Source organism: Weissella hellenica (assembly GCF_005405545.1).
GTDB classification, from domain to species: domain Bacteria; phylum Bacillota; class Bacilli; order Lactobacillales; family Lactobacillaceae; genus Weissella; species Weissella hellenica.
This window is the reverse complement of record NZ_BJEG01000003.1, coordinates 85,534-103,697: the sequence shown is the minus strand read 5'-3', so window position 1 is coordinate 103,697 and position 18,164 is coordinate 85,534. Positions and strand designations below refer to the sequence as shown.

18 protein-coding genes are annotated in these 18,164 nt (G+C 37.7%); 15 read left to right on the top strand and 3 right to left on the bottom strand.

Going from position 1 to position 18,164, the window contains the following annotated elements; genetic code table 11:
- Window positions 1–106 precede the first annotated feature (106 nt).
- Window positions 107–1,927 (top strand): DNA helicase RecQ, encoded by a 1,821-nt coding sequence (gene recQ, locus FFM61_RS03295; protein WP_074427133.1) that lies wholly within the window; start codon window positions 107–109, stop codon window positions 1,925–1,927.
- A 200-nt stretch (window positions 1,928–2,127) separates the two neighbouring features.
- On the opposite strand, the gene greA is transcribed toward recQ, so the two are convergent.
- Together greA and FFM61_RS03285 are read right to left on the bottom strand one after the other, a co-directional pair.
- Complete coding sequence (gene greA / locus FFM61_RS03290) at window positions 2,128–2,613, bottom strand: transcription elongation factor GreA (protein ID WP_074427134.1); 486 nt, start codon at window positions 2,611–2,613, stop codon at window positions 2,128–2,130.
- A gap of 113 nt (window positions 2,614–2,726) precedes the next feature.
- Window positions 2,727–5,369 carry a YfhO family protein gene (locus FFM61_RS03285; RefSeq protein ID WP_074427135.1) on the bottom strand — a complete coding sequence of 881 codons (2,643 nt, stop codon included), beginning with the start codon at window positions 5,367–5,369 and terminating at the stop codon, window positions 2,727–2,729.
- Window positions 5,370–5,550: 181 nt separating this feature from the next.
- On the opposite strand from FFM61_RS03285, the gene FFM61_RS03280 reads away from it, so the two are divergent.
- The 7 genes from FFM61_RS03280 (at window position 5,551) to FFM61_RS03250 (ending at window position 11,945) form a co-directional block, all read left to right on the top strand.
- Window positions 5,551–7,602, top strand: a complete 2,052-nt coding sequence (locus tag FFM61_RS03280; protein WP_074427136.1) for a peptidoglycan D,D-transpeptidase FtsI family protein — start codon at window positions 5,551–5,553, stop codon at window positions 7,600–7,602.
- Between the two features lie 73 nt (window positions 7,603–7,675).
- Window positions 7,676–8,239 carry a 5-formyltetrahydrofolate cyclo-ligase gene (locus tag FFM61_RS03275; RefSeq protein ID WP_074427137.1) on the top strand — a complete coding sequence of 188 codons (564 nt, stop codon included), beginning with the start codon at window positions 7,676–7,678 and terminating at the stop codon, window positions 8,237–8,239.
- Entirely contained in the window at window positions 8,232–8,903 is a 672-nt protein-coding gene (locus FFM61_RS03270) for a rhomboid family intramembrane serine protease (RefSeq protein WP_083194451.1), read from the top strand. The genes FFM61_RS03275 and FFM61_RS03270 overlap by 8 nt, the downstream gene beginning before the upstream one ends.
- Before the next feature lie 19 nt (window positions 8,904–8,922).
- Window positions 8,923–9,135 (top strand): YqgQ family protein, encoded by a 213-nt coding sequence (locus FFM61_RS03265; protein WP_074427139.1) that lies wholly within the window; start codon window positions 8,923–8,925, stop codon window positions 9,133–9,135.
- Between the two features lie 97 nt (window positions 9,136–9,232).
- Window positions 9,233–10,201 (top strand): ROK family glucokinase, encoded by a 969-nt coding sequence (locus tag FFM61_RS03260; RefSeq protein ID WP_074427140.1) that lies wholly within the window; start codon window positions 9,233–9,235, stop codon window positions 10,199–10,201.
- Window positions 10,202–10,563: 362 nt separating this feature from the next.
- Entirely contained in the window at window positions 10,564–11,391 is an 828-nt protein-coding gene (locus FFM61_RS03255; protein ID WP_074427141.1) for a COG3942 and LysM peptidoglycan-binding domain-containing protein, read from the top strand.
- 164 nt (window positions 11,392–11,555) lie between these two features.
- Window positions 11,556–11,945, top strand: a complete 390-nt coding sequence (locus tag FFM61_RS03250; protein ID WP_074427142.1) for a rhodanese-like domain-containing protein — start codon at window positions 11,556–11,558, stop codon at window positions 11,943–11,945.
- A 78-nt stretch (window positions 11,946–12,023) separates the two neighbouring features.
- On the opposite strand, the gene FFM61_RS03245 is transcribed toward FFM61_RS03250, so the two are convergent.
- The gene (locus FFM61_RS03245; RefSeq protein ID WP_042491660.1) at window positions 12,024–12,206 is read right to left on the bottom strand and encodes a DUF3042 family protein; all 183 of its coding nucleotides are present in this window, start codon (window positions 12,204–12,206) and stop codon (window positions 12,024–12,026) included.
- A gap of 73 nt (window positions 12,207–12,279) precedes the next feature.
- Here FFM61_RS03245 and FFM61_RS03240 point away from each other — a divergent pair, with 73 nt between their 5' ends.
- The 7 genes from FFM61_RS03240 to FFM61_RS03210 all read left to right on the top strand — a co-directional run bounded on the left by FFM61_RS03240 (window position 12,280) and on the right by FFM61_RS03210 (window position 18,129).
- Entirely contained in the window at window positions 12,280–12,909 is a 630-nt protein-coding gene (locus tag FFM61_RS03240) for a glycerophosphodiester phosphodiesterase (RefSeq protein WP_074427143.1), read from the top strand.
- A 2-nt stretch (window positions 12,910–12,911) separates the two neighbouring features.
- Window positions 12,912–13,835 carry a tRNA (adenosine(37)-N6)-dimethylallyltransferase MiaA gene (gene miaA, locus FFM61_RS03235; protein WP_074427144.1) on the top strand — a complete coding sequence of 308 codons (924 nt, stop codon included), beginning with the start codon at window positions 12,912–12,914 and terminating at the stop codon, window positions 13,833–13,835.
- A 65-nt stretch (window positions 13,836–13,900) separates the two neighbouring features.
- A complete protein-coding gene (locus tag FFM61_RS03230) occupies window positions 13,901–14,203 on the top strand; it encodes a MerR family transcriptional regulator (RefSeq protein ID WP_137604600.1) in 303 nt (100 codons plus the stop codon).
- 34 nt (window positions 14,204–14,237) lie between these two features.
- On the top strand, window positions 14,238–15,584 hold the full coding sequence (glnA, locus tag FFM61_RS03225) for a type I glutamate--ammonia ligase (RefSeq protein WP_074427146.1): 1,347 nt from the start codon (window positions 14,238–14,240) through the stop codon (window positions 15,582–15,584).
- A 141-nt stretch (window positions 15,585–15,725) separates the two neighbouring features.
- A complete protein-coding gene (locus FFM61_RS03220) occupies window positions 15,726–16,604 on the top strand; it encodes a hypothetical protein (RefSeq protein WP_074427147.1) in 879 nt (292 codons plus the stop codon).
- A gap of 1 nt (window position 16,605) precedes the next feature.
- Window positions 16,606–17,619: a hypothetical protein gene (locus FFM61_RS03215; RefSeq protein ID WP_074427148.1), complete on the top strand. Its 1,014-nt coding sequence runs from the start codon at window positions 16,606–16,608 to the stop codon at window positions 17,617–17,619.
- On the top strand, window positions 17,620–18,129 hold the full coding sequence (locus tag FFM61_RS03210; RefSeq protein ID WP_074427149.1) for a dUTPase: 510 nt from the start codon (window positions 17,620–17,622) through the stop codon (window positions 18,127–18,129). It begins immediately after the preceding gene.
- Window positions 18,130–18,164 lie beyond the last annotated feature (35 nt).

Sequence of the window (18,164 nt, the reverse complement as noted above, 5' to 3'; positions counted from 1 at the left end):
AGCAGCAAGATGCCAATTATGATATCGGTAGCTTGCTGCTTTTAAAATGTAGAATTGATGGTAAGACCTTTGAACGCATTTTACTAAATAGGTATAGGGAGGAAATATGCAATCAGCACTAGAAACATTGCAACAAACTTTTGGGTATGATGCCTTTCGTGAAGGTCAGGCAGAAATCATTGATGCTGTGTTGGCAGGCGAACGCACCTTGGGTATTATGCCCACAGGTGGTGGTAAATCATTAACCTATCAAATTCCAGCATTAATGTTACCAGGCATAACGATTGTGATATCACCTTTGATTTCATTAATGAAGAATCAAGTTGATGAATTAATTGCTAATGGCATTGATGCCGTCACCTTAAATTCAACACAAGATGATAACGCATATCGTCATGCAATGAATCATTTATTAAATGGTCAGGCAAAATTATTATATTTAGCACCTGAGCGTTTGAAGAGTGAAGGTACCTATGCATTATTAAACCGATTAGATATTTCATTGGTCGTAATTGATGAGGTGCATGTGCTGTCTCAGTGGGGGCATGACTTTCGACCTAGTTATTTAGAAGCAGTTCATCTTATTAATAATTTGCAGTCAGCACCACGTGTTATGGCGCTGACTGCAACGGCAACAAAACGTGTGCAAGATGATTTAGAGACAAGGTTGGCCATTGATCATAGTGTGCGAACAAGTGTTGTCCGTGATAATTTAACAATTCGCCTTGAAACAGGTTTGAAAAAACGCGATAAAGATGCTTATTTGTATCGTTATTTGAAAAAACATGGCGAAGATGCCGGCATTATTTATGTGCCAACACGTAAACTGGTGACGAGTATCACAGAGGACCTGGTGCGACAGGGACTATCAGTTGTTGGTTATCATGCAGGCATGTCGGATGAGGAACGTGTTACGGCGCAAGATGATTTTTTGTTTGATCGTGCCAACGTTGTTGTTGCAACCAATGCCTTTGGGATGGGGATTAACAAATCAAATGTTCGTTTTGTCATTCATTATAGTATTCCGGGATCGATTGAAGCATATTATCAAGAAATTGGGCGTGCCGGTCGTGATGGGTTACCATCCGAAGCTATTTTATTATATTCGGCAGCGGATTTACAAACGCAACGATTTTTTATTGAAAATAGTGACAATCAAACTGATGAATATCAACGCTTACAAAAGAAAAAGTTACAAGAAATGGCAAATTATGGGGCAACCACAGTTTGCTTACAGCAGTATATTACACGATATTTTGGTGAAGAAACGCTACCTTGTGGCCATTGCACCAATTGTTTAGATACACGTGCAGTAACGGATATTACCACCAATGCTCAAAAGGTGTTAAGTCATGTGGTACGGATGCGCAACTCCCGTCAAAATAAAGATGCTTTTGGTAAAATGATAACGGCCGAAACGCTGAGAGGACGGGTACCAAATAAGTTTAACTGGGCGCATTTTGACAAGCTACCAACGTTTGGACTGATGCAAGGTATACCACAAGTGCGAATTGCTGCCTTAATTGATTTTTTGCTAGCATCTGGTTACTTACAAGTAACGGGTGAATTTCGAGGATTAACAGTTTCGAAGACAGGTTTACAAGTTTTGCATGGTGATATTAAAGTGTTGCAGCGAGAAGCAACACTAGCTATAGATGACCGGATAACTGCTGGATCACCATTGACGCAAGAAGACTTAAATGAAAGTGAACAACAGCTGTTTAAGCGATTACGTGAGTGGCGTTTAGCTTTGTCGAAAAAGACTGAAGTGCCATCTTTTATCATTTTTAACGATCGTACTTTGGTTGCGTTGGCACGTCAAAAACCCACAACAATGGCAGACTTGTTGAACGTATCTGGAATCGGGCAAGCCAAAGCTGATAAATATGGGCAAGAAGTTTTGCAAGTTATAGCAAAAGTTAAGTAATATAAAAAAGCGAGACAAATTTTTTTGAAGCCGCAATGTAACGTAAATTGCGTTACATTGCGGCTTCAAACTTTTGTCTCGTGTTTTTGTTATAAAAATTGTAAGTTCATAATTAATACCATTTAACTAAAAAAGTTCTGAAAGAGATTTGTTTCAAATTTCTTTCAGAACTAATTTTAGATTGTTTAAGTTAGTATTGATTAAGCAACTTCAACTGAAATAATTTCAACTTCCATTTCAAAACCATTTGGCAAAGTAACACTAACGCGTTCACCAACTTTATGACCGATTAGGGCAGCCGCAATTGGTGATTCATTTGAGATTTTACCTTCTGTAGGGTTAGCTTCGACAGCACCAACGATACTGTAAGTTTCAGGCTCTTCATCAGGTAGTTCCTTAAAAGTGACCTTTTTACCGACGGCAACTTCATCAACAGCAATTTCTGATGAATCAATGATTTCGGCATTGTCCAACATATTTTGCAAAGTTTTGATACGTCCTTCAACGAAGGCTTGTTCGTCCTTTGCTGATGCATATTCAGAATTTTCTGATAAATCACCAAAACTACGAGCTAATTGAATACGACCAGTGATTTCGGCACGAGTTTCTGTAATAAGTTTGTTTAATTCCTCTTCGATTTTGGCTTTTCCTTCGAGAGTCATTGGAAATGTTTTTTCTTCAGCCATGACATGTTCTCCTGTAAATATAATGAATTTTTATTTAGACTAATGGTTATCCCCAAAGTTTCAAGATTTACATTACCACGCAGAATAGCGAGTGTAAAGTAATTTGAGGTGTTTTAATACAAAGAATGCTTTCTTTTCTTATTTTCTGACCATGCTATTCCAGTAATCAATAGTATCATACCTAATGAAATAATGGCGCTAATTTTGAAAAAGGGTGTTTTAAATTTAAAGGTTACTTCATGATGACCAGTCGTTAAGGGTACCCCAATAAAGAAATTACCAATCGTAATGGTTTTAACGACTTTACCATCAACAATGACTTCCCAACCAGTTGAAGCTGGAATTGTTGTCATCATGAGATCATCTTTATTTGGAATCGTGATATCACCAGTAATTTTAGTTGGTGATTGTTTTGTGATTTCATAAGGGTGTTGTTGTAATTGTTTTGCTTGTTGTGTGAGGCGCGTAGCATGTCCTTGATATAAGGAAACGTTTTGCAACCAAACGTCTTTTTTCTTAAGTGAGAACGTTAATTCTTGCGGTTGTCCTTTCGTATAAGCAGGCAAAGGCAAGATGATTGTATGACGATGACTTGGAATGACCGGCAATGACTGGCCATTTAATTGAATATCGACATTATCACTCGTAACGGCATTACCCAATGTTAGATAATAAGGATTATTTGACGTTGGTGTATAAGTTAAGGACAAGCTAGCACTGGCATTAGTGTTTTGTTTTTTCAAAAACGCGCCTGTGATCGTTGTCGGTGCAATGACGTTATCAGCACTTGATTTAGAAAAGTTTACACTCTCAAAAATAGGCTGCTGTTTGTAACCGTTTAAACCTTCCCAAAGGACGTTTTGATTGCGAAGTGGATCATTTTCTTTAAAAGTGATATTGCGTACATTAGAGCTTGCAGCAAAACCTAAAGGTAAGGCGTTCGCATTATGCGATAAAATAGCCTGATTAGTTTGTTTAATTAATTTATAATACCCGTTGGTATCTGAACGTGAATAAGTTTGCATATTTGTGGGGGTACCACTGACGTTGGGTTCATTACCAGTTGGCTGCAAGAGATAACGCATCCCCAATAATGAGTCAGATAATAAGGTCCCACTTGTGTAGGCAATGTAATTATCACCTTCAGGTTGACCAAGTGCGGCCATGATATCACTTTGTTGGTGTTCCAATGCTGAACTAAAAGTGGAAGCACCGTTATAACCACCTTGAAGTGGGTCACCTTTGGTCCGTTGGAATGACTGAGCAACACGGTAAAAGTCATGATCGTTTTTGGGTAGGTTCTTTGTGATTTGATTTAAACTACGGATATAAGTTTGGTATTCGGTATTCGTTAAGTAGCTAAAATTATTAAGTGTCATAACAGTACTCAATGTCATTTCACCAATGACAAGTACAGTGACGAGAGGCAACCATAATCGTGTTTTCATAGATGTCAGGTGTAATAATAATAAGGCTAAAAAGAATCCGCTGCCAATATACAGCTGGGTATCACTCAAAAAATTTAACGCATCTAAACGGGTAGTTAAGTATAAGATGACACCACCGGCACAAATAAGGAGTGAGAAAAATTGGCGCCAAGAAAGCCGTAATGCAGGCGACCATATTGAACCAACTAACCATAAAATCCAGAAGCTAAAGACGTATGAAAAACGATAAGGGTACCAAACTGGAAATTGAAAGCCGTGCCACAATAAATTTAAGGGTGCATACATCATAGAAACAACTAAGATGCCAGTAATCACGAATGCAGTAAGTCGAGTTTGCCAGCAAATATACTTATGAGTAAAGAAAAACCACAAGATAATAATTGGGAGACTACCAATAAAAATATTTGATAAGCCAGTCGGCATTTGATCAAAATTGAAAGTCCCTAAAAACAGTTTGCCAAGGATGTCAGCCGGCTGATAATCAAACTTCCAATTTAGATTATCAAGCATATGTTGCCCTTTACTATTCATCAACGTAAAGGCAGTGGGTAACCAAACAATTGTTGCTAATCCAATACTAGTGAGACCGCCAATAATAAAACGACGGATCATGACAAGGCGTTCCCTAATTGGATATGCTTGCCAAGTTAAGCGCCAAATGAAATATAGGATTAGGAAAATACCAATCATATAAGCCATATAATAATTAACCATAATAACGGCAGTTAATGACACTATAAAGGGCCAAGCTTTCTGGTGTGTGAGATAGTATTCTAATCCAACAACGATTAAGGGAAGCAAAATAGCAGCATCTAACCAGAGAATGTTTAAGTCATTCGCAACAAACCACCCCATCATCGCATAGGTAACGGCAAACCAAGGTAAACGCCAACTGGTTTGCCAATGTGCTTTGCGTAAAGCAAACGCAAAACTCCAACCAGCTAAGCCATATTTTAAAACAGTTAAGAATAAAATGGCTGCTGGTAGATACACATTTGAAAAAGGTAATAACAAGAAATTGGTGGGGCTTAACAAGTAATAAGCCCAATCACCATATGTTTCACCACCAAGCCCTTTCGCAAAATCATAGAAAATCCGTAAAGGATCGTGAAGGATTGTTTGACGAAAGCCTGCATAAAAATCAATATACTGTTGTCCCAAATCAACAGTTAAAATAGAACTTGGACCAAATGGCGCCATGTGGCGACAGGCAAAGTAAATTAACATGATTAGTGCAGGTAATAGGAAACTAATCCATAAAGCTTTGGTTGAAGATCGCCATTTAAGGGGATTAAAGGTTTTAGACATGATATTGTTCTCCAAAATAATTTCAATTACCTCTATTAAAACATAAAAATGACAACGGCTCGACTACGATTTATAATAATGGCGTGAGAAAAATTTATTATCTCCATATTTGGTTAAGGTATGATTGTCTTTTTTTATGCTACAATAAGTAGATTAGAGTATGAAGGAAAGGGTTTAGATTATGCGATCTCCTAAACGCCGTAGTGGCCGGCTAAAGATTAAAAAAGGCTCGATGTCACGAATACCAGTTCGATTGAATGTTCTGATGGGTATCGTGATTTTGATGCTAGTGGCATTAGGTTGGCGATTGGTGAATTTACAAATCACAGATAGTGCTAAATATAAAACAGAGGTTACCAGTTCTGAATCTAGTATCGAAAAAATAAATGTACAACGTGGTTTAATTTATGACAGTACAGGTAAAGTGCTCGTTACAAATAAAGGTTCACAGGCGATTACCTATACAAAACCGCGAACGATTACAAATAAAGGAATGTATGATATTGCTAATCAAGTTGGTTCATATTTAAAGATAAATGATGATCAACAAGTATCTACAGCAAACTTTGCAATGTATTATATCCAGTCACCCAAACGGGCGGCAAAAGTTGTTGAGGCTTCTGGCACAACATCAGCACCCGGGACTGATCAATACGTTGACGACTTAACAGATTATATTGCGAATCATAAATCAGAATTTACATTGAATGATGTCCAACTTAATAAAGTGAAAATTTTCCAAAAAATGGCTAATGCGTATTCACTTTCAACGGTCTATTTGAAGGAAAATGATGTTTCTCAAGAAGAAATAGCTAATATTGGAGAACGTCAATCAAAGATGCCGGGTGTGCGTGTCGGTATTTATTACACCCGTGATTATCCTGGTGGGCAAGATATTAAATCGTTAATTGGCGCAACGTCAACTTCTAAGAGTGGGTTGCCTTCAGATTCTGTCAATGAATTATTAACGAAGGGTTATGCGCGTGATGATATTGTTGGAACGTCTTACCTAGAAAAGCAATATGAAGATACTTTGAAGGGTTCAAAAGGGCGTGTTAAAGTCACGACAAGTAAGGATGGCCAAACAACAGAAGACAAGATTTATGCTGGTCAAGCTGGTGGTGATTTAAACTTAACTATTAATAACAAATTCCAAGAGGATGTTGAAAAAATTCTGCGTGATAATATCCCTGGTGGCAATACAACGGGTGCTTATGCAGTTGTATTAAATCCTAAAACCGGTGGTGTTTATGCAAGTTCTGGTGTTAATCGAGATGCCTCAACGGGTGCTTTGACATCAGATGCACTATCAACGGTTAATCAGGCTAACGTTGTTGGGTCAGTTGTTAAGCCGGCAACCATCACAACTGGATTTATGAATAATGTCATTACACCACAAAATAATGTTTTGACTGATCAACCAATCAAAGTGGCTGGTACATCACCCAAAACATCATGGTGGAATCAAAATGGTAGTGGTAACATGCCGTTAACAGCCGATAAGGCGCTAATGATGTCATCTAACACGTATGTGATGCAGGTAATGTTGAAACTAGGTGGTTTAAACTATTACGATGGTATGTCATTAGCTTCATTACCAACCAGTGTCTTCCAAACCATGCGTGATGGCTTTTCACGTTTTGGATTAGGTGTTAAAACAGGAATTGATTTGCCTGGTGAAATCACAGGATTACGTGGTAAAACAACACGTGAAGATATTGGTAAGGCGTTGGATGAATCCTTTGGTCAATATGATACGTACACAACAATGCAATTAGCGCAATATGTTGCAACCATTGCGAATGGTGGGTATCGTGTTCGCCCACATATCGTGCAGTCAATAACGAACCATAATGCTAAAAATCAGAAAACGACAACCACGATTCCGACTGAAGTTATGGGAACTGTTAATTGGAATGCAGACCAACGTCAATTAATTTGGGATGGTATGAACGAAGTTGTACACAGTAGTTCTAGTTACGCAACAGGTGCAGGATTAAAGGATATCAAACCAGCCGTGTCCGCTAAAACGGGTACTGCCGAAACCTTTACAAATGGACAGGCGACCTTAACGAGTTCTCTGATTTCATTCGTGCCTAATTCTAATGTTGCTTTGGCTATTGTTGTGCCAGGTGTTGATCAAGCAACTGAAAATGTTAACCAAAAAATTGCTAAAGCCATTTATGCAGCTTATTGGAAAGACGTTGAACACGCAAATTCAGCTGATAAATAGTTTATAATGAAAGCACTAGATTCACCCAATAAAATGGAGATGATATTTAGTGCTTTTATTTTATGGAGGAATCATGACAACAAAACAAATCGTACGAGAACAAGCTTTAGCTAATTTAGCTGATTTTTCAGATAAACAACGGGCACAATTTATGCAACAAACCGTTGCAAAAATAACGGCATTACCAGCTTGGCAAGCGGCGCAAGTGATTGCCCTGACCTTATCGCAGGAAAAGGAGCTTCCAACAGATTTATTGATACAAACAGCATTATTACAACATAAGACAGTGGTTTTGCCACGGGTATTACCAAAAAAGCAAATGGTTTTTATGACAATTACGCAAGATACAAGCTATGAAAAACATAAGTTTGGTATGTTAGAACCGGTTGGTGGACGTGTTGTGACGCCCTCTGAAATTGATTTTGTTTTAGTACCTGGTCTTGCCTTTACAACAGACGGGCAAAGAATTGGCTTTGGTGGTGGGTATTATGATCGATGGCTACCACAAGTTGCTGCACCAAAAATTGCCGTCTCCATTACAGCAAATGTATTTAGTCAACCAACTTGGCCAATTGAAACAACTGATCAAATAATTGACCAAGTTATTGTATTAGATGAGGAAATAGATAATGAATAATGTTAAATATGCTTGGCGTCAAGCTCCGGTGACAGTGAGTTTAGTTGGTATCATGGTGGTTATCTTTGTTATTGAAATCATAATTAGTCAACAAATCAATGTCATGGCACCAGCGTTATATAAAATGGGGGCCTTATTTACACCGGCAGTTATTTTATTTGGAGAATGGTGGCGGTTATTAACAGCAGGATTTTTGCATGTGACACTTATGCATTTAGTGTTAAACATGATTACACTTTACTATTTGGGTCGTTTACTGGAACAATATTTTGGTAGCATTAAATTTATGCTCAGCTACCTACTAGCGCTATTAACTGGTAGTTTGACTAGTTTGGCTTTTGGATCAGCCAATACAATTTCAGCTGGTGCATCAGGGGCTATTTTTGGGTTATTTGGTATGATTTTTCTACTCGGTCTGTTGGACGATGGTGATTATTGGCTATATCAAGCTAAGACTTTAAGTATTTTTGTGCTTTTATCGTTATTACCGGTGCTTTTTGGCGGGAACATTGCCATAACTGCCCATATAGGTGGTTTAGTTTCAGGATTTTTGTTGACGCCTATTTTTCTAAAGGGGCATGCAACTAATAAACAGGGCTTAATCGGTTTGATTGTTTGGCTTTTGTATATCGTGATATTATTAATGAGAATTTTTAATCGTTAGTCAAAGAGAGAGTGATAAAATGAAAACTTTTTTAGACGTTTTACAGCTTTTAAAAAAATATGATATTTATATACATCTAGGGAATCGTTTATGGGATATTGAATTAGCAGCAATTGAAGTTGATAATTTATATAAAGCTGGTTTGTTAGATAACAAACGATATGCTCAGATTAAATTAGTATTAGGTCATGAGCATGAAAACGAGGAAAAAAAACAACAAAATAGTCTGTAAACGGTTTCAAATCATGTTGTGTAATTAGTTATTTGTCGGTATAATGGTCACGAGAGCGTTGATTATTTCACAATATTTTAAAAAGAGGTTTTAAGTTATGGCTAAAGATAAATTAATCGGAATTGATTTAGGTGGTACAACCATTAAGTTTGCAATTATGACGGCTACAGGTGATATCCAACAAAAATGGTCTATCAAGACAAATATTATGGATGAAGGTAGCCATATTGTCCCTGATATTATTACTTCAATTAATTACCATTTAGATCTTTACCAACTAGACAAAGAACGCATCATTGGTGTGGGGATGGGAACGCCGGGAACTGTCGATGAAAAAACAGGTACAGTACAGGGCGCTTTTAATTTAAATTGGAAAGAACCACAACATGTTAAAGCTGATTTAGAGGCAGGATTAGGATTTAATGTTGCAATTGATAATGATGCCAATGCAGCTGCTTTAGGTGAACAATGGCGTGGTGCTGGTAATAACCAACCGGAAGTTGTCTTTGTGACCTTAGGTACTGGTGTTGGTGGCGGCATCGTTAATTATGGTAAGTTAGTTCATGGTGCTAAGGGTGCTGCAGGTGAAATTGGTCACATGATTGTGGAACCAGGTGGTTACCTATGTACTTGTGGTAACTATGGTTGTTTAGAGCAATATACATCAGCAACTGGAATTGTCCGTTTGGCACATGATTATGCTGATGCATATGCAGGTGACTCAAAGCTAAAGTCAATGGTTGCCAATGGTGATGAGATTACATCAAAAATTGTCTTTGATTTAGCACAAACAGGTGATTACTTAGCTAATGAAGTTGTTGATAAAGTTTCATTTTACTTAGGATTAGCAACTGCTAATATTGCTAATATCTTGAATCCTTCAGCAATTGTTATTGGTGGTGGTGTTTCAGCAGCAGGTGATTTTTTGTTGAACAAGGTTAAAAAGAACTTCCAAGACTTTGCTTTCAAAATGACACGTGACGTTACTGAAGTAAAGTTGGCTGAGTTGGGGAATGATGCAGGGGCATATGGTGCCGCTTCATTAGCGTTACAAGCACAGATTTAAAGATAAAATAAGTTGGGACAACTTTGGTTGTCCCAACTTATTTAGTTAAAAATGTATTAATGATGAGTCCGGAATTTTTATAACATACATGCATTCCAAAAATTTGCTCCCGCAATATAATGCAATTTTCGCACCGGTTTCAAAACGACTTTTATCTCGCTCCTTTTTGCGCTTATGAACATTGGGTAAATTAAATGAATAATAAGCGCTACAATATATTTTAAAGAGACTAATTAAGAAAATGAATCATAAATCCTAAGTTTTTATTAAAAATTGTTATACCAATGTAACTTGTATGTTAAATCAAATTGATATAATTCTTGTATCTTTTAGAGAGTAATCACATTCAAGGGGAATAAACAATGACTTTAAATGCACAACGTTCAAACAAAAACTGGCTGGTAGCAGCTGCTACTGTAGCTGCCGCAGCTATTTTACCAATGACACAAACATCAACTGTATCAGCAGATGACACAAAAGATAATGGTGATACCCACAATTCTTGGCGTGCTAAGACTGTTGAAGATGTTAAGTCAGTTTTGTTAACAGCTGGTAAAGAATATCAAGTACAATCAGGTGATACACTATCAACAATTTCAGAAGCAACTGGTGAATCAGTTGATGATATTGCTGCTGCCAATGGTGTGTCAGATATTCACATGATCAGTGTTGGTGAAGTTTTAAAGTTGGACGTTGATGGTGCTGATAAAGCCACGACATTACAATCATCTGAAGTTCAAAAGCCAGCAGCTCAGGCTACACCTGAAACACAAGCTGTAGAAGCACCACAAGCAACACAGCCAGTTGCAGCACAAACAGTAGCAACGACGCAAGCTGCAGCACCACAAAAAGTGGCAGCACCAACATATAATACAGCAGGTAACTCTTACCCAGCTGGTCAATGTACATGGTTTGTAAAGAATGCACTATCATGGGTTGGTAACAACTGGGGAAATGCCTCTGGATGGGCTTCATCTGCTGCTGCCGCAGGTCGTGTTGTTAATGGACAACCTGCAGTAGGTTCTGTTGTTGTATTTGCCCCAGGTGAAATGGGAGCCGGTGCATTGGGTCACGTTGCTGTTGTTGATGCAGTGAATGGTAACTCAGTTTCAATTTCAGAAGGTAATTATGCTGGTATGGCATACCATACTCGTACAATCTCAGCTTCTGGTTTGACGTTTATTCACTAATTAATAGCTAAAAAGACATTTTCAGAGATTATGACATCATGTCATAACCTCTGATTTTTTTAATTTTAAATAAATAAGCATGAATTCTTATTTTTTCAAAGATTTATGATATAAATTTTGGTATGATATTAGAAGCATTGTATTAAGAAATGGGGAATTGAAGTATGTGGATAACGTTATTTGTAATTATTTTGATTTGGTTATTGTGGATGGTCGGCAGTCGTATCTGGACTAACAGATTACTTAAGCAGTCGGCAACAGTATTATCAAGTGAAGATTTTGAAGTCCAAAGTCATGGCCATGATATTGTTGATATTCGAGAACCAGCCAAATTCAAAGCAAAGCACATCTTTGGTGCCCGAAACATTCAATATATGTTATTAAAGGAAAACCATGCCGCATTACGTAAAGATAAGCCAGTCTTTCTTTATGATGAAAATGGCCAGTTTGTTGCTCGGATTGCTAAAGTTTTGCATAAAGATGGTTACAACCAAGTAAACGTATTGAAGGGTGGCTTTAATACTTACAAGGGTAAGGTAAAGTCAAACCAATAATAAATGAAAATCAGCTAGATAAGTTAAGCAAAATTGCTTAACCCATCTAGCTGGTTTTTGATATTATGGTAATAGTGATTAAAAGCGGTTACCGTGTGATTGCGCAGCTTTACGAGCAGATTTACGCTCTGTTTCTTCAAACTTTGCTTCTTCTTCCTCAATTGGCTCAACTGCCACCTTGTGAAATGTGAAAGCTGTAGCTGCTGTAGCTGCAATTGTACCGATAACGCCTGTTAGAAGGCCCGCCCCAAATTTTTTCATGTTATGTTCCTCCAAATATTTGTTAAAATTATTTTAACATATTTATAACCATTTAATAAATAGAGGTATTACAATGCAATTACTAAAAAAATCCGTCATTGCGCATCGCGGCGTGCATGATCAAGGTACACTTGAAAATTCATTATTGGCGTTCGAACGCGCAATGAATAGCGAAGCAGATGGTTTAGAAATCGACGTACAGTTAAGTAATCATCGGTTAGTACTAAAACACGATATTAATGAAGAGACAACTGCAGATTTACCAACATTTAGTGATTTTTTGACATTAGTACAGCAAGCGGATTATCAAGGATTACTACTAATCGAATTAAAAGGTCCCCAAGGTGCGCAACAATTATACCAAGAACTAATGGCGCGCCAACTATCAAATACCGTGATGTTACAATCCTTTTGGGAGCAACCTTTGCGTGAATGGCGCGCTTTAGATAAGCAAGTCGCCATTGGTTATTTACGTCATTACCCTAACCGAAAATGTTGGCAACTAGCTAAAGAAAACATCATTCAACAAGTTAATTTGGATTATCGTTATTTGCCTTTGCGTATTTTTATACCATGGCAAATACCAACTTATTGGTGGACAATTAATCGCCCGACCGTCACTTGGCTATTGATGCATTTGCCAGTAGCAGGAGTTATTACGGATAATGTTGTGCAAGCGGTTAAATATAAAAAAAGGAATTAATTATGCAAAAATTGGTTGTCATTGTGGGGCCAACGGCTGTCGGAAAAACAGCCTTGTCAATAAAAATAGCGAAACAATTTAATGGTGAAATTGTTTCAGGTGATTCGATGCAAATTTATCGTGGATTAGATATTGGGACCGCTAAAGCAACATCAGTAGAACAAGGCCAAGCACCACATCATTTAATCGATATTGCTGATCCAACTGAAAATTATTCGGCTGCAAAATTTGTCCAAGCTGCCCAAAAGGCAATTGATGAGATTGCATCACGCGGCAAATTACCAATTTTAGTTGGTGGGACAGGTTTTTATGTCCAAGCGTTGTTAGGAGATCGCCCGTTAGCTGTTGTGCCTGATGTTTTAGATCCAGAGTTTGTTGCTCATTGGACACAAATAGCACATGAAGAAGGAGAAGAAACGGTGCGGTCAGCGCTAAAAGCGGTTGATCCAATCAGTGAGGCTCGTATTTTACCTGGACAAATACGTCGATTAATACGTGCTTTGCTAGTTAGTACGCATACAGGGCACCCTTTTTCATCTTTGCAACCAGAGTCTAAGCGACGTTATGATGCATCAATTATTGGGTTAACAACAGAGCGGTCAATTTTGTATGATCGCATTAATCAACGCGTGGATTTAATGATGACGACGGGGATTTTAGATGAAGCAAAATTTGTGCAAACACTACCGGCTGATAGTACGGCACAACGGGCAATTGGCTATAAAGAATTATTTGATTATTTAGCGGGAGTTAGTAGTTATAAAGATGCCGTGGCTAAACTTAAACAAAATTCCCGACGGTATGCGAAAAGACAAATGACTTGGTTCAATAATCAATTTACTGACATTCATTGGTACGATATCGTACAATCACCTGACCAGCTAGACCAAATCTTAGACCAATTAAATGAATTTATGTTAGAATAGCTAACATCAAAGCACATCTGTGTCTTAGAGCGTGGTATTATGCTAAGCATAGGGAGGTCGGTAATATGAGTGGACGAGAATTAACGGGGTTAACTGATCGTCAGGTACGATATTATGATCAACAAGGTTTGGTTGAACCACAAAGGGGTGCAGGTAAACAGCGACGTTTTTCTTTAGAAGATGTTGATCGTCTACTTCAAATTGCTGAGTATTTAGATGCGGGCTACACTGTAGCAGAAATTCGTGAAGTCGATGAAAAGAAGCTTCGAAAGCAAAATAATACAGCACCTTCCGAGGAAAGCTTACGCCATATGTTAGCAGATGAGTTATTAAATATTGGACGTTTTAATGGTCAGCAGAAATTTTAAAAGTTGTATACAGTATAAAGGAGACGTGAGTTTAATGGTACGTAGAGCATACACAAAAGATGATATCCGACAGAAAATTGTAGATGAAAATGTTGAGTTTTTGCGATTGCAATTCTCAGATGTTTTTGGCAATATCAAAAACGTTGAGGTACCTGTTTCACAACTAGAAAAAGTACTATCAAATAATTTGATGTTTGATGGTTCATCAATTGAGGGATTTGTACGCATCGAAGAATCAGACATGTACCTATACCCTGATTTAGCAACTTTCATGATTTTTCCATGGGCAACAGATGAACACGGTGGAAAAGTGGCCCGTCTAATTGCTGATATTTATACAGTAGATCGTGAACCGTTTGCAGGTGATCCACGTAGTAATTTGAAGCGTGTACTTAAGCAGATGACTGCCGATGGCTTTTCTAAGTTTAATCTGGGTACTGAACCTGAATTCTTCCTTCTTAAACTGGACGAAAAGGGTAACCCAACAATGAACTTAAATGATAAGGGTGGCTATTTTGATTTGGCCCCATTAGATATGGGGGAAAATACCCGTCGTGAAATCGTTCTTGAGATGGAAAAGATGGGCTTTGAAGTAGAAGCTGCGCATCACGAAGTCGCTCCTGGTCAACACGAAGTTGATTTTAAGTATGCAGATGCCTTAGATGCTGCTGACAACATTCAAACGTTTAAGCTTATTGTAAAAACAATTGCACGTAAGCATGGTTTATATGCAACATTCTTGCCTAAGCCTATTTCAGGAATCAATGGTAACGGTATGCACGTTAATATGTCGTTGTTTAATGATGAAGGTAATGTCTTTTATGATGAAGAGGGAGAGCTACAGTTATCACAAACAGCCTACCATTTCTTGGGTGGTGTCTTAGAACACGCTGCTAATTTTACGGCCATTACAAATCCAACAGTTAACTCATATAAGCGTTTGACACCTGGTTATGAAGCACCAGTATATGTTGCTTGGTCAGGATCAAACCGTTCACCGATGGTTCGTGTACCAGCTTCTCGTGGAAATTCAACTCGTTTAGAATTACGTTCTGTTGATCCAACTGCTAACCCTTATTTGACGTTTGCGGCTATTTTGAAGGCAGGTCTAGATGGTATTGAGCACAAGTTGGAGCCAACGCATGCTGTTGACCGTAACATCTACTTAATGGATGAAGGTGAGCGTCGTCGTGCTGGTATCACTGATTTGCCAGATACACTTCTTGAAGCTGTAAGCAAATTGCAGGAAGATGAAGTTATCCAAGCAGCTATCGGAAAGCACATGGCACGTACTTTTGTGGATGCTAAGCGTCTTGAATATCAAGCTTACCGTCGTGAAGTTTCACAATGGGAAATTGATAATTATCTAGAGCAATACTAAAATTTCTAAAAAAATTATAAAAACAACGCTAACTTAATCTTAAGTAGCGTTGTTTTTTGCATTATCGTTGTATGATAGTAATAGGCAGATTTTATTTGTCAGTATTTATATAACTTATCAATAGAAATAGGAGGGGTTGAGATGGAAAGTACGCCATATATTCAGACAAATTTACCGTCAGATCAATCCGGATTACAACAAAAGTTACAAACAAAGTTAGACTATTTAGCAGATATTCAAACTGCGGTTGTATCGGGGGATGATCGCAAAATTTATGAACTACTGGACAATCAAAAGTATGATTTAAAAGTACGACATCAATCAGAAACAGAATCGAATCGACCATTAGCAACCTTAGTGGACGATATTCGTGATGAATTAAGTCATCATTTAGGTAAAAAATTAATTAGTTACCTATCACAAACATTTCCATTTTTTTATTATGAAGAAACACAATTAGGTGTTTTTCAATTATATTTTGGTAATTGGTGGGACCGTCGTCATTTTGGTATTTTAGATCCATTGGCAGTTAATTTTATTTTTGATGACAATGAATACGAAAAGCTTGATAAGGCTGTTAGTTTAGCTGAACGTGGCCAGCGTTATAATGCACAGGTAATCGAAGATACAACTCGCGCCAATGAAACATTGCAAAAAATCGTTGACGCTCAAAATCAACGTGATGCAGAACGAACGCAATTATTAGCACAATTATCTACCACTGAAGAACGCAGTGGCCTATTTGGTAATCGTGGTCAGTCTGAGCAACGTGAAGTACTAAAAGAACGCTTGAAACATCTAGATGCAGCTGATGCTAAAGCCCAGAAAGTGCCGGTGCTAATTGCAGAGAATAATGCACAAATTTTGAGTTATTCAAAGGAAGATACAATTTTAATTTATGAACAACGCGCAATTGTAGATGCATTTGGAACATTCGATAATTTCCAACAAGCAGTTGTTAATTTGTACGAAAGTTATGTGTCAAATTTAACGGCTACTTCTGAGCAAGGAGGTGTTTAATATGACCAAACATCTACAACAACGTGTTAATTCTTATGTTAATTTACTTGCAAATGATATTGGACGTATCCAAGAATTATTAGCACAGGTTAACGAATTGGCTAGCACTGATAATCCTAAGAAAGTTCATTTATTGGCACAACAATTAACGACAGCAACTTTAGATACAGAATGGGTTGTCGTACCACGTCAATATTCGCAAGCCGATTGGTATTTGTTGGCTTTTGATCGATTCTTACAATTTGCTAAAGTGACAACATATGACATTTTGACACCAGCAGAACGAGAAGAATTAACGTTAGTATTTCCTGGTTTAGATGAGCCGGCAACTTTTGAATTTGAGGTTAACCATGATGATAATGGTGGCGCTTATTTTACTGAATTAGGCACACAAAAGCGCTTGTTTTATTGGTCGCTAACCCGTCGGCAAATTTATTTTAATGCTGATGCAATTACTGATTTGTTGGTAGAAAATTTCCGTAAAAAAACAACAGCGGGGCGAATTCGACCAATCGCTAACTTATTGACGATATTTGGTCGCTATATGGAAAAAGAATTTGATTATCAAGTTGACTATAATATTTTAGAAACGCAAGATGATTTTTTGTATCCAATGAAACAAAAAGAATTACCTGCCGGTATGTTGGATCGATTATTTGTGTTGTCAGCCGATTCAAATTATTTTTTACAAGCAATTCCAAATGGTGCCGGGTTAGTATTAGATCGCGGTGTAGAAGTGCGTCTATTTTATGTGAATGATGCAACTGTATCAAATGCGCAACGCTGGCATTTTCAAGTGATAGATGGCCAGGACGCTATCTCATGGCTAGATGTTTTGCTGGATTATGATTTTATTGGTGCATGGTATCTTGTAGAACGACGTTATTTGGCAATCGAAAGTGAATCGCTCGTGTTTGAAAATATAGCGGTAAATGAGCCTGAAACAAGTGGTATCCATGAGCCCGTTATTAAACCAGAGGTGTTGATGCCAAAATCTATTGAGGAGTTAGCATAGATGCCAAAATTGGATATTGCACAATATTTGCGCCGTACTAAAGACATGTCACATGTGATTAGCAATCAGTGGACAGTGCCAATTGGGCCTAAACAAATCTTGTTAAATGACTATTTAAATTTAGACGTCACGCTAAGTAAACTAATGATGGCGACACAGACAGTGATGATTAATGTGCCAGGTGAGATGGACCCAGTGGCTGAAGAAAAAATCCTTGATTTTTATACGCAGGCGTTAATTCAGTTTTTGACGATTAGTCTAAAACAGCAATGGACGCATTTGATGGTTATGACAGATGAGGATATTGACCAGTTTAAAAAGTTTCCGCAGCCTCGTTTAGCGCATCAATATATGGGCATCAAGACCATGTTATTAAATAGCTATCATCAAAAACGACAAGCTGACTTTGCTCATGCATGGCGTTCATTCTTGAAGTTAGGACTGGTTGAATTAAATCTGACACAGAAATCATTGGACGAGACAATTCAAAAATATTTTAATAAGAAGTAAGCTTGATTCATTATGAAAATAAACGTACAATAGAT

Bases quoted from the DNA above. Each gene is read 5' to 3' on its own strand.
- recQ (WP_074427133.1), top strand. From the start codon at position 107: ATGCAATCAGCACTAGAAACATTGCAACAAACTTTTGGGTATGATGCC.
- greA (WP_074427134.1), bottom strand. From the start codon at position 2,613: ATGGCTGAAGAAAAAACATTTCCAATGACTCTCGAAGGAAAAGCCAAA.
- FFM61_RS03285 (WP_074427135.1), bottom strand. From the start codon at position 5,369: ATGTCTAAAACCTTTAATCCCCTTAAATGGCGATCTTCAACCAAAGCT.
- FFM61_RS03280 (WP_074427136.1), top strand. From the start codon at position 5,551: ATGCGATCTCCTAAACGCCGTAGTGGCCGGCTAAAGATTAAAAAAGGC.
- FFM61_RS03275 (WP_074427137.1), top strand. From the start codon at position 7,676: ATGACAACAAAACAAATCGTACGAGAACAAGCTTTAGCTAATTTAGCT.
- FFM61_RS03270 (WP_083194451.1), top strand. From the start codon at position 8,232: ATGAATAATGTTAAATATGCTTGGCGTCAAGCTCCGGTGACAGTGAGT.
- FFM61_RS03265 (WP_074427139.1), top strand. From the start codon at position 8,923: ATGAAAACTTTTTTAGACGTTTTACAGCTTTTAAAAAAATATGATATT.
- FFM61_RS03260 (WP_074427140.1), top strand. From the start codon at position 9,233: ATGGCTAAAGATAAATTAATCGGAATTGATTTAGGTGGTACAACCATT.
- FFM61_RS03255 (WP_074427141.1), top strand. From the start codon at position 10,564: ATGACTTTAAATGCACAACGTTCAAACAAAAACTGGCTGGTAGCAGCT.
- FFM61_RS03250 (WP_074427142.1), top strand. From the start codon at position 11,556: ATGTGGATAACGTTATTTGTAATTATTTTGATTTGGTTATTGTGGATG.
- FFM61_RS03245 (WP_042491660.1), bottom strand. From the start codon at position 12,206: ATGAAAAAATTTGGGGCGGGCCTTCTAACAGGCGTTATCGGTACAATT.
- FFM61_RS03240 (WP_074427143.1), top strand. From the start codon at position 12,280: ATGCAATTACTAAAAAAATCCGTCATTGCGCATCGCGGCGTGCATGAT.
- miaA (WP_074427144.1), top strand. From the start codon at position 12,912: ATGCAAAAATTGGTTGTCATTGTGGGGCCAACGGCTGTCGGAAAAACA.
- FFM61_RS03230 (WP_137604600.1), top strand. From the start codon at position 13,901: ATGAGTGGACGAGAATTAACGGGGTTAACTGATCGTCAGGTACGATAT.
- glnA (WP_074427146.1), top strand. From the start codon at position 14,238: ATGGTACGTAGAGCATACACAAAAGATGATATCCGACAGAAAATTGTA.
- FFM61_RS03220 (WP_074427147.1), top strand. From the start codon at position 15,726: ATGGAAAGTACGCCATATATTCAGACAAATTTACCGTCAGATCAATCC.
- FFM61_RS03215 (WP_074427148.1), top strand. From the start codon at position 16,606: ATGACCAAACATCTACAACAACGTGTTAATTCTTATGTTAATTTACTT.
- FFM61_RS03210 (WP_074427149.1), top strand. From the start codon at position 17,620: ATGCCAAAATTGGATATTGCACAATATTTGCGCCGTACTAAAGACATG.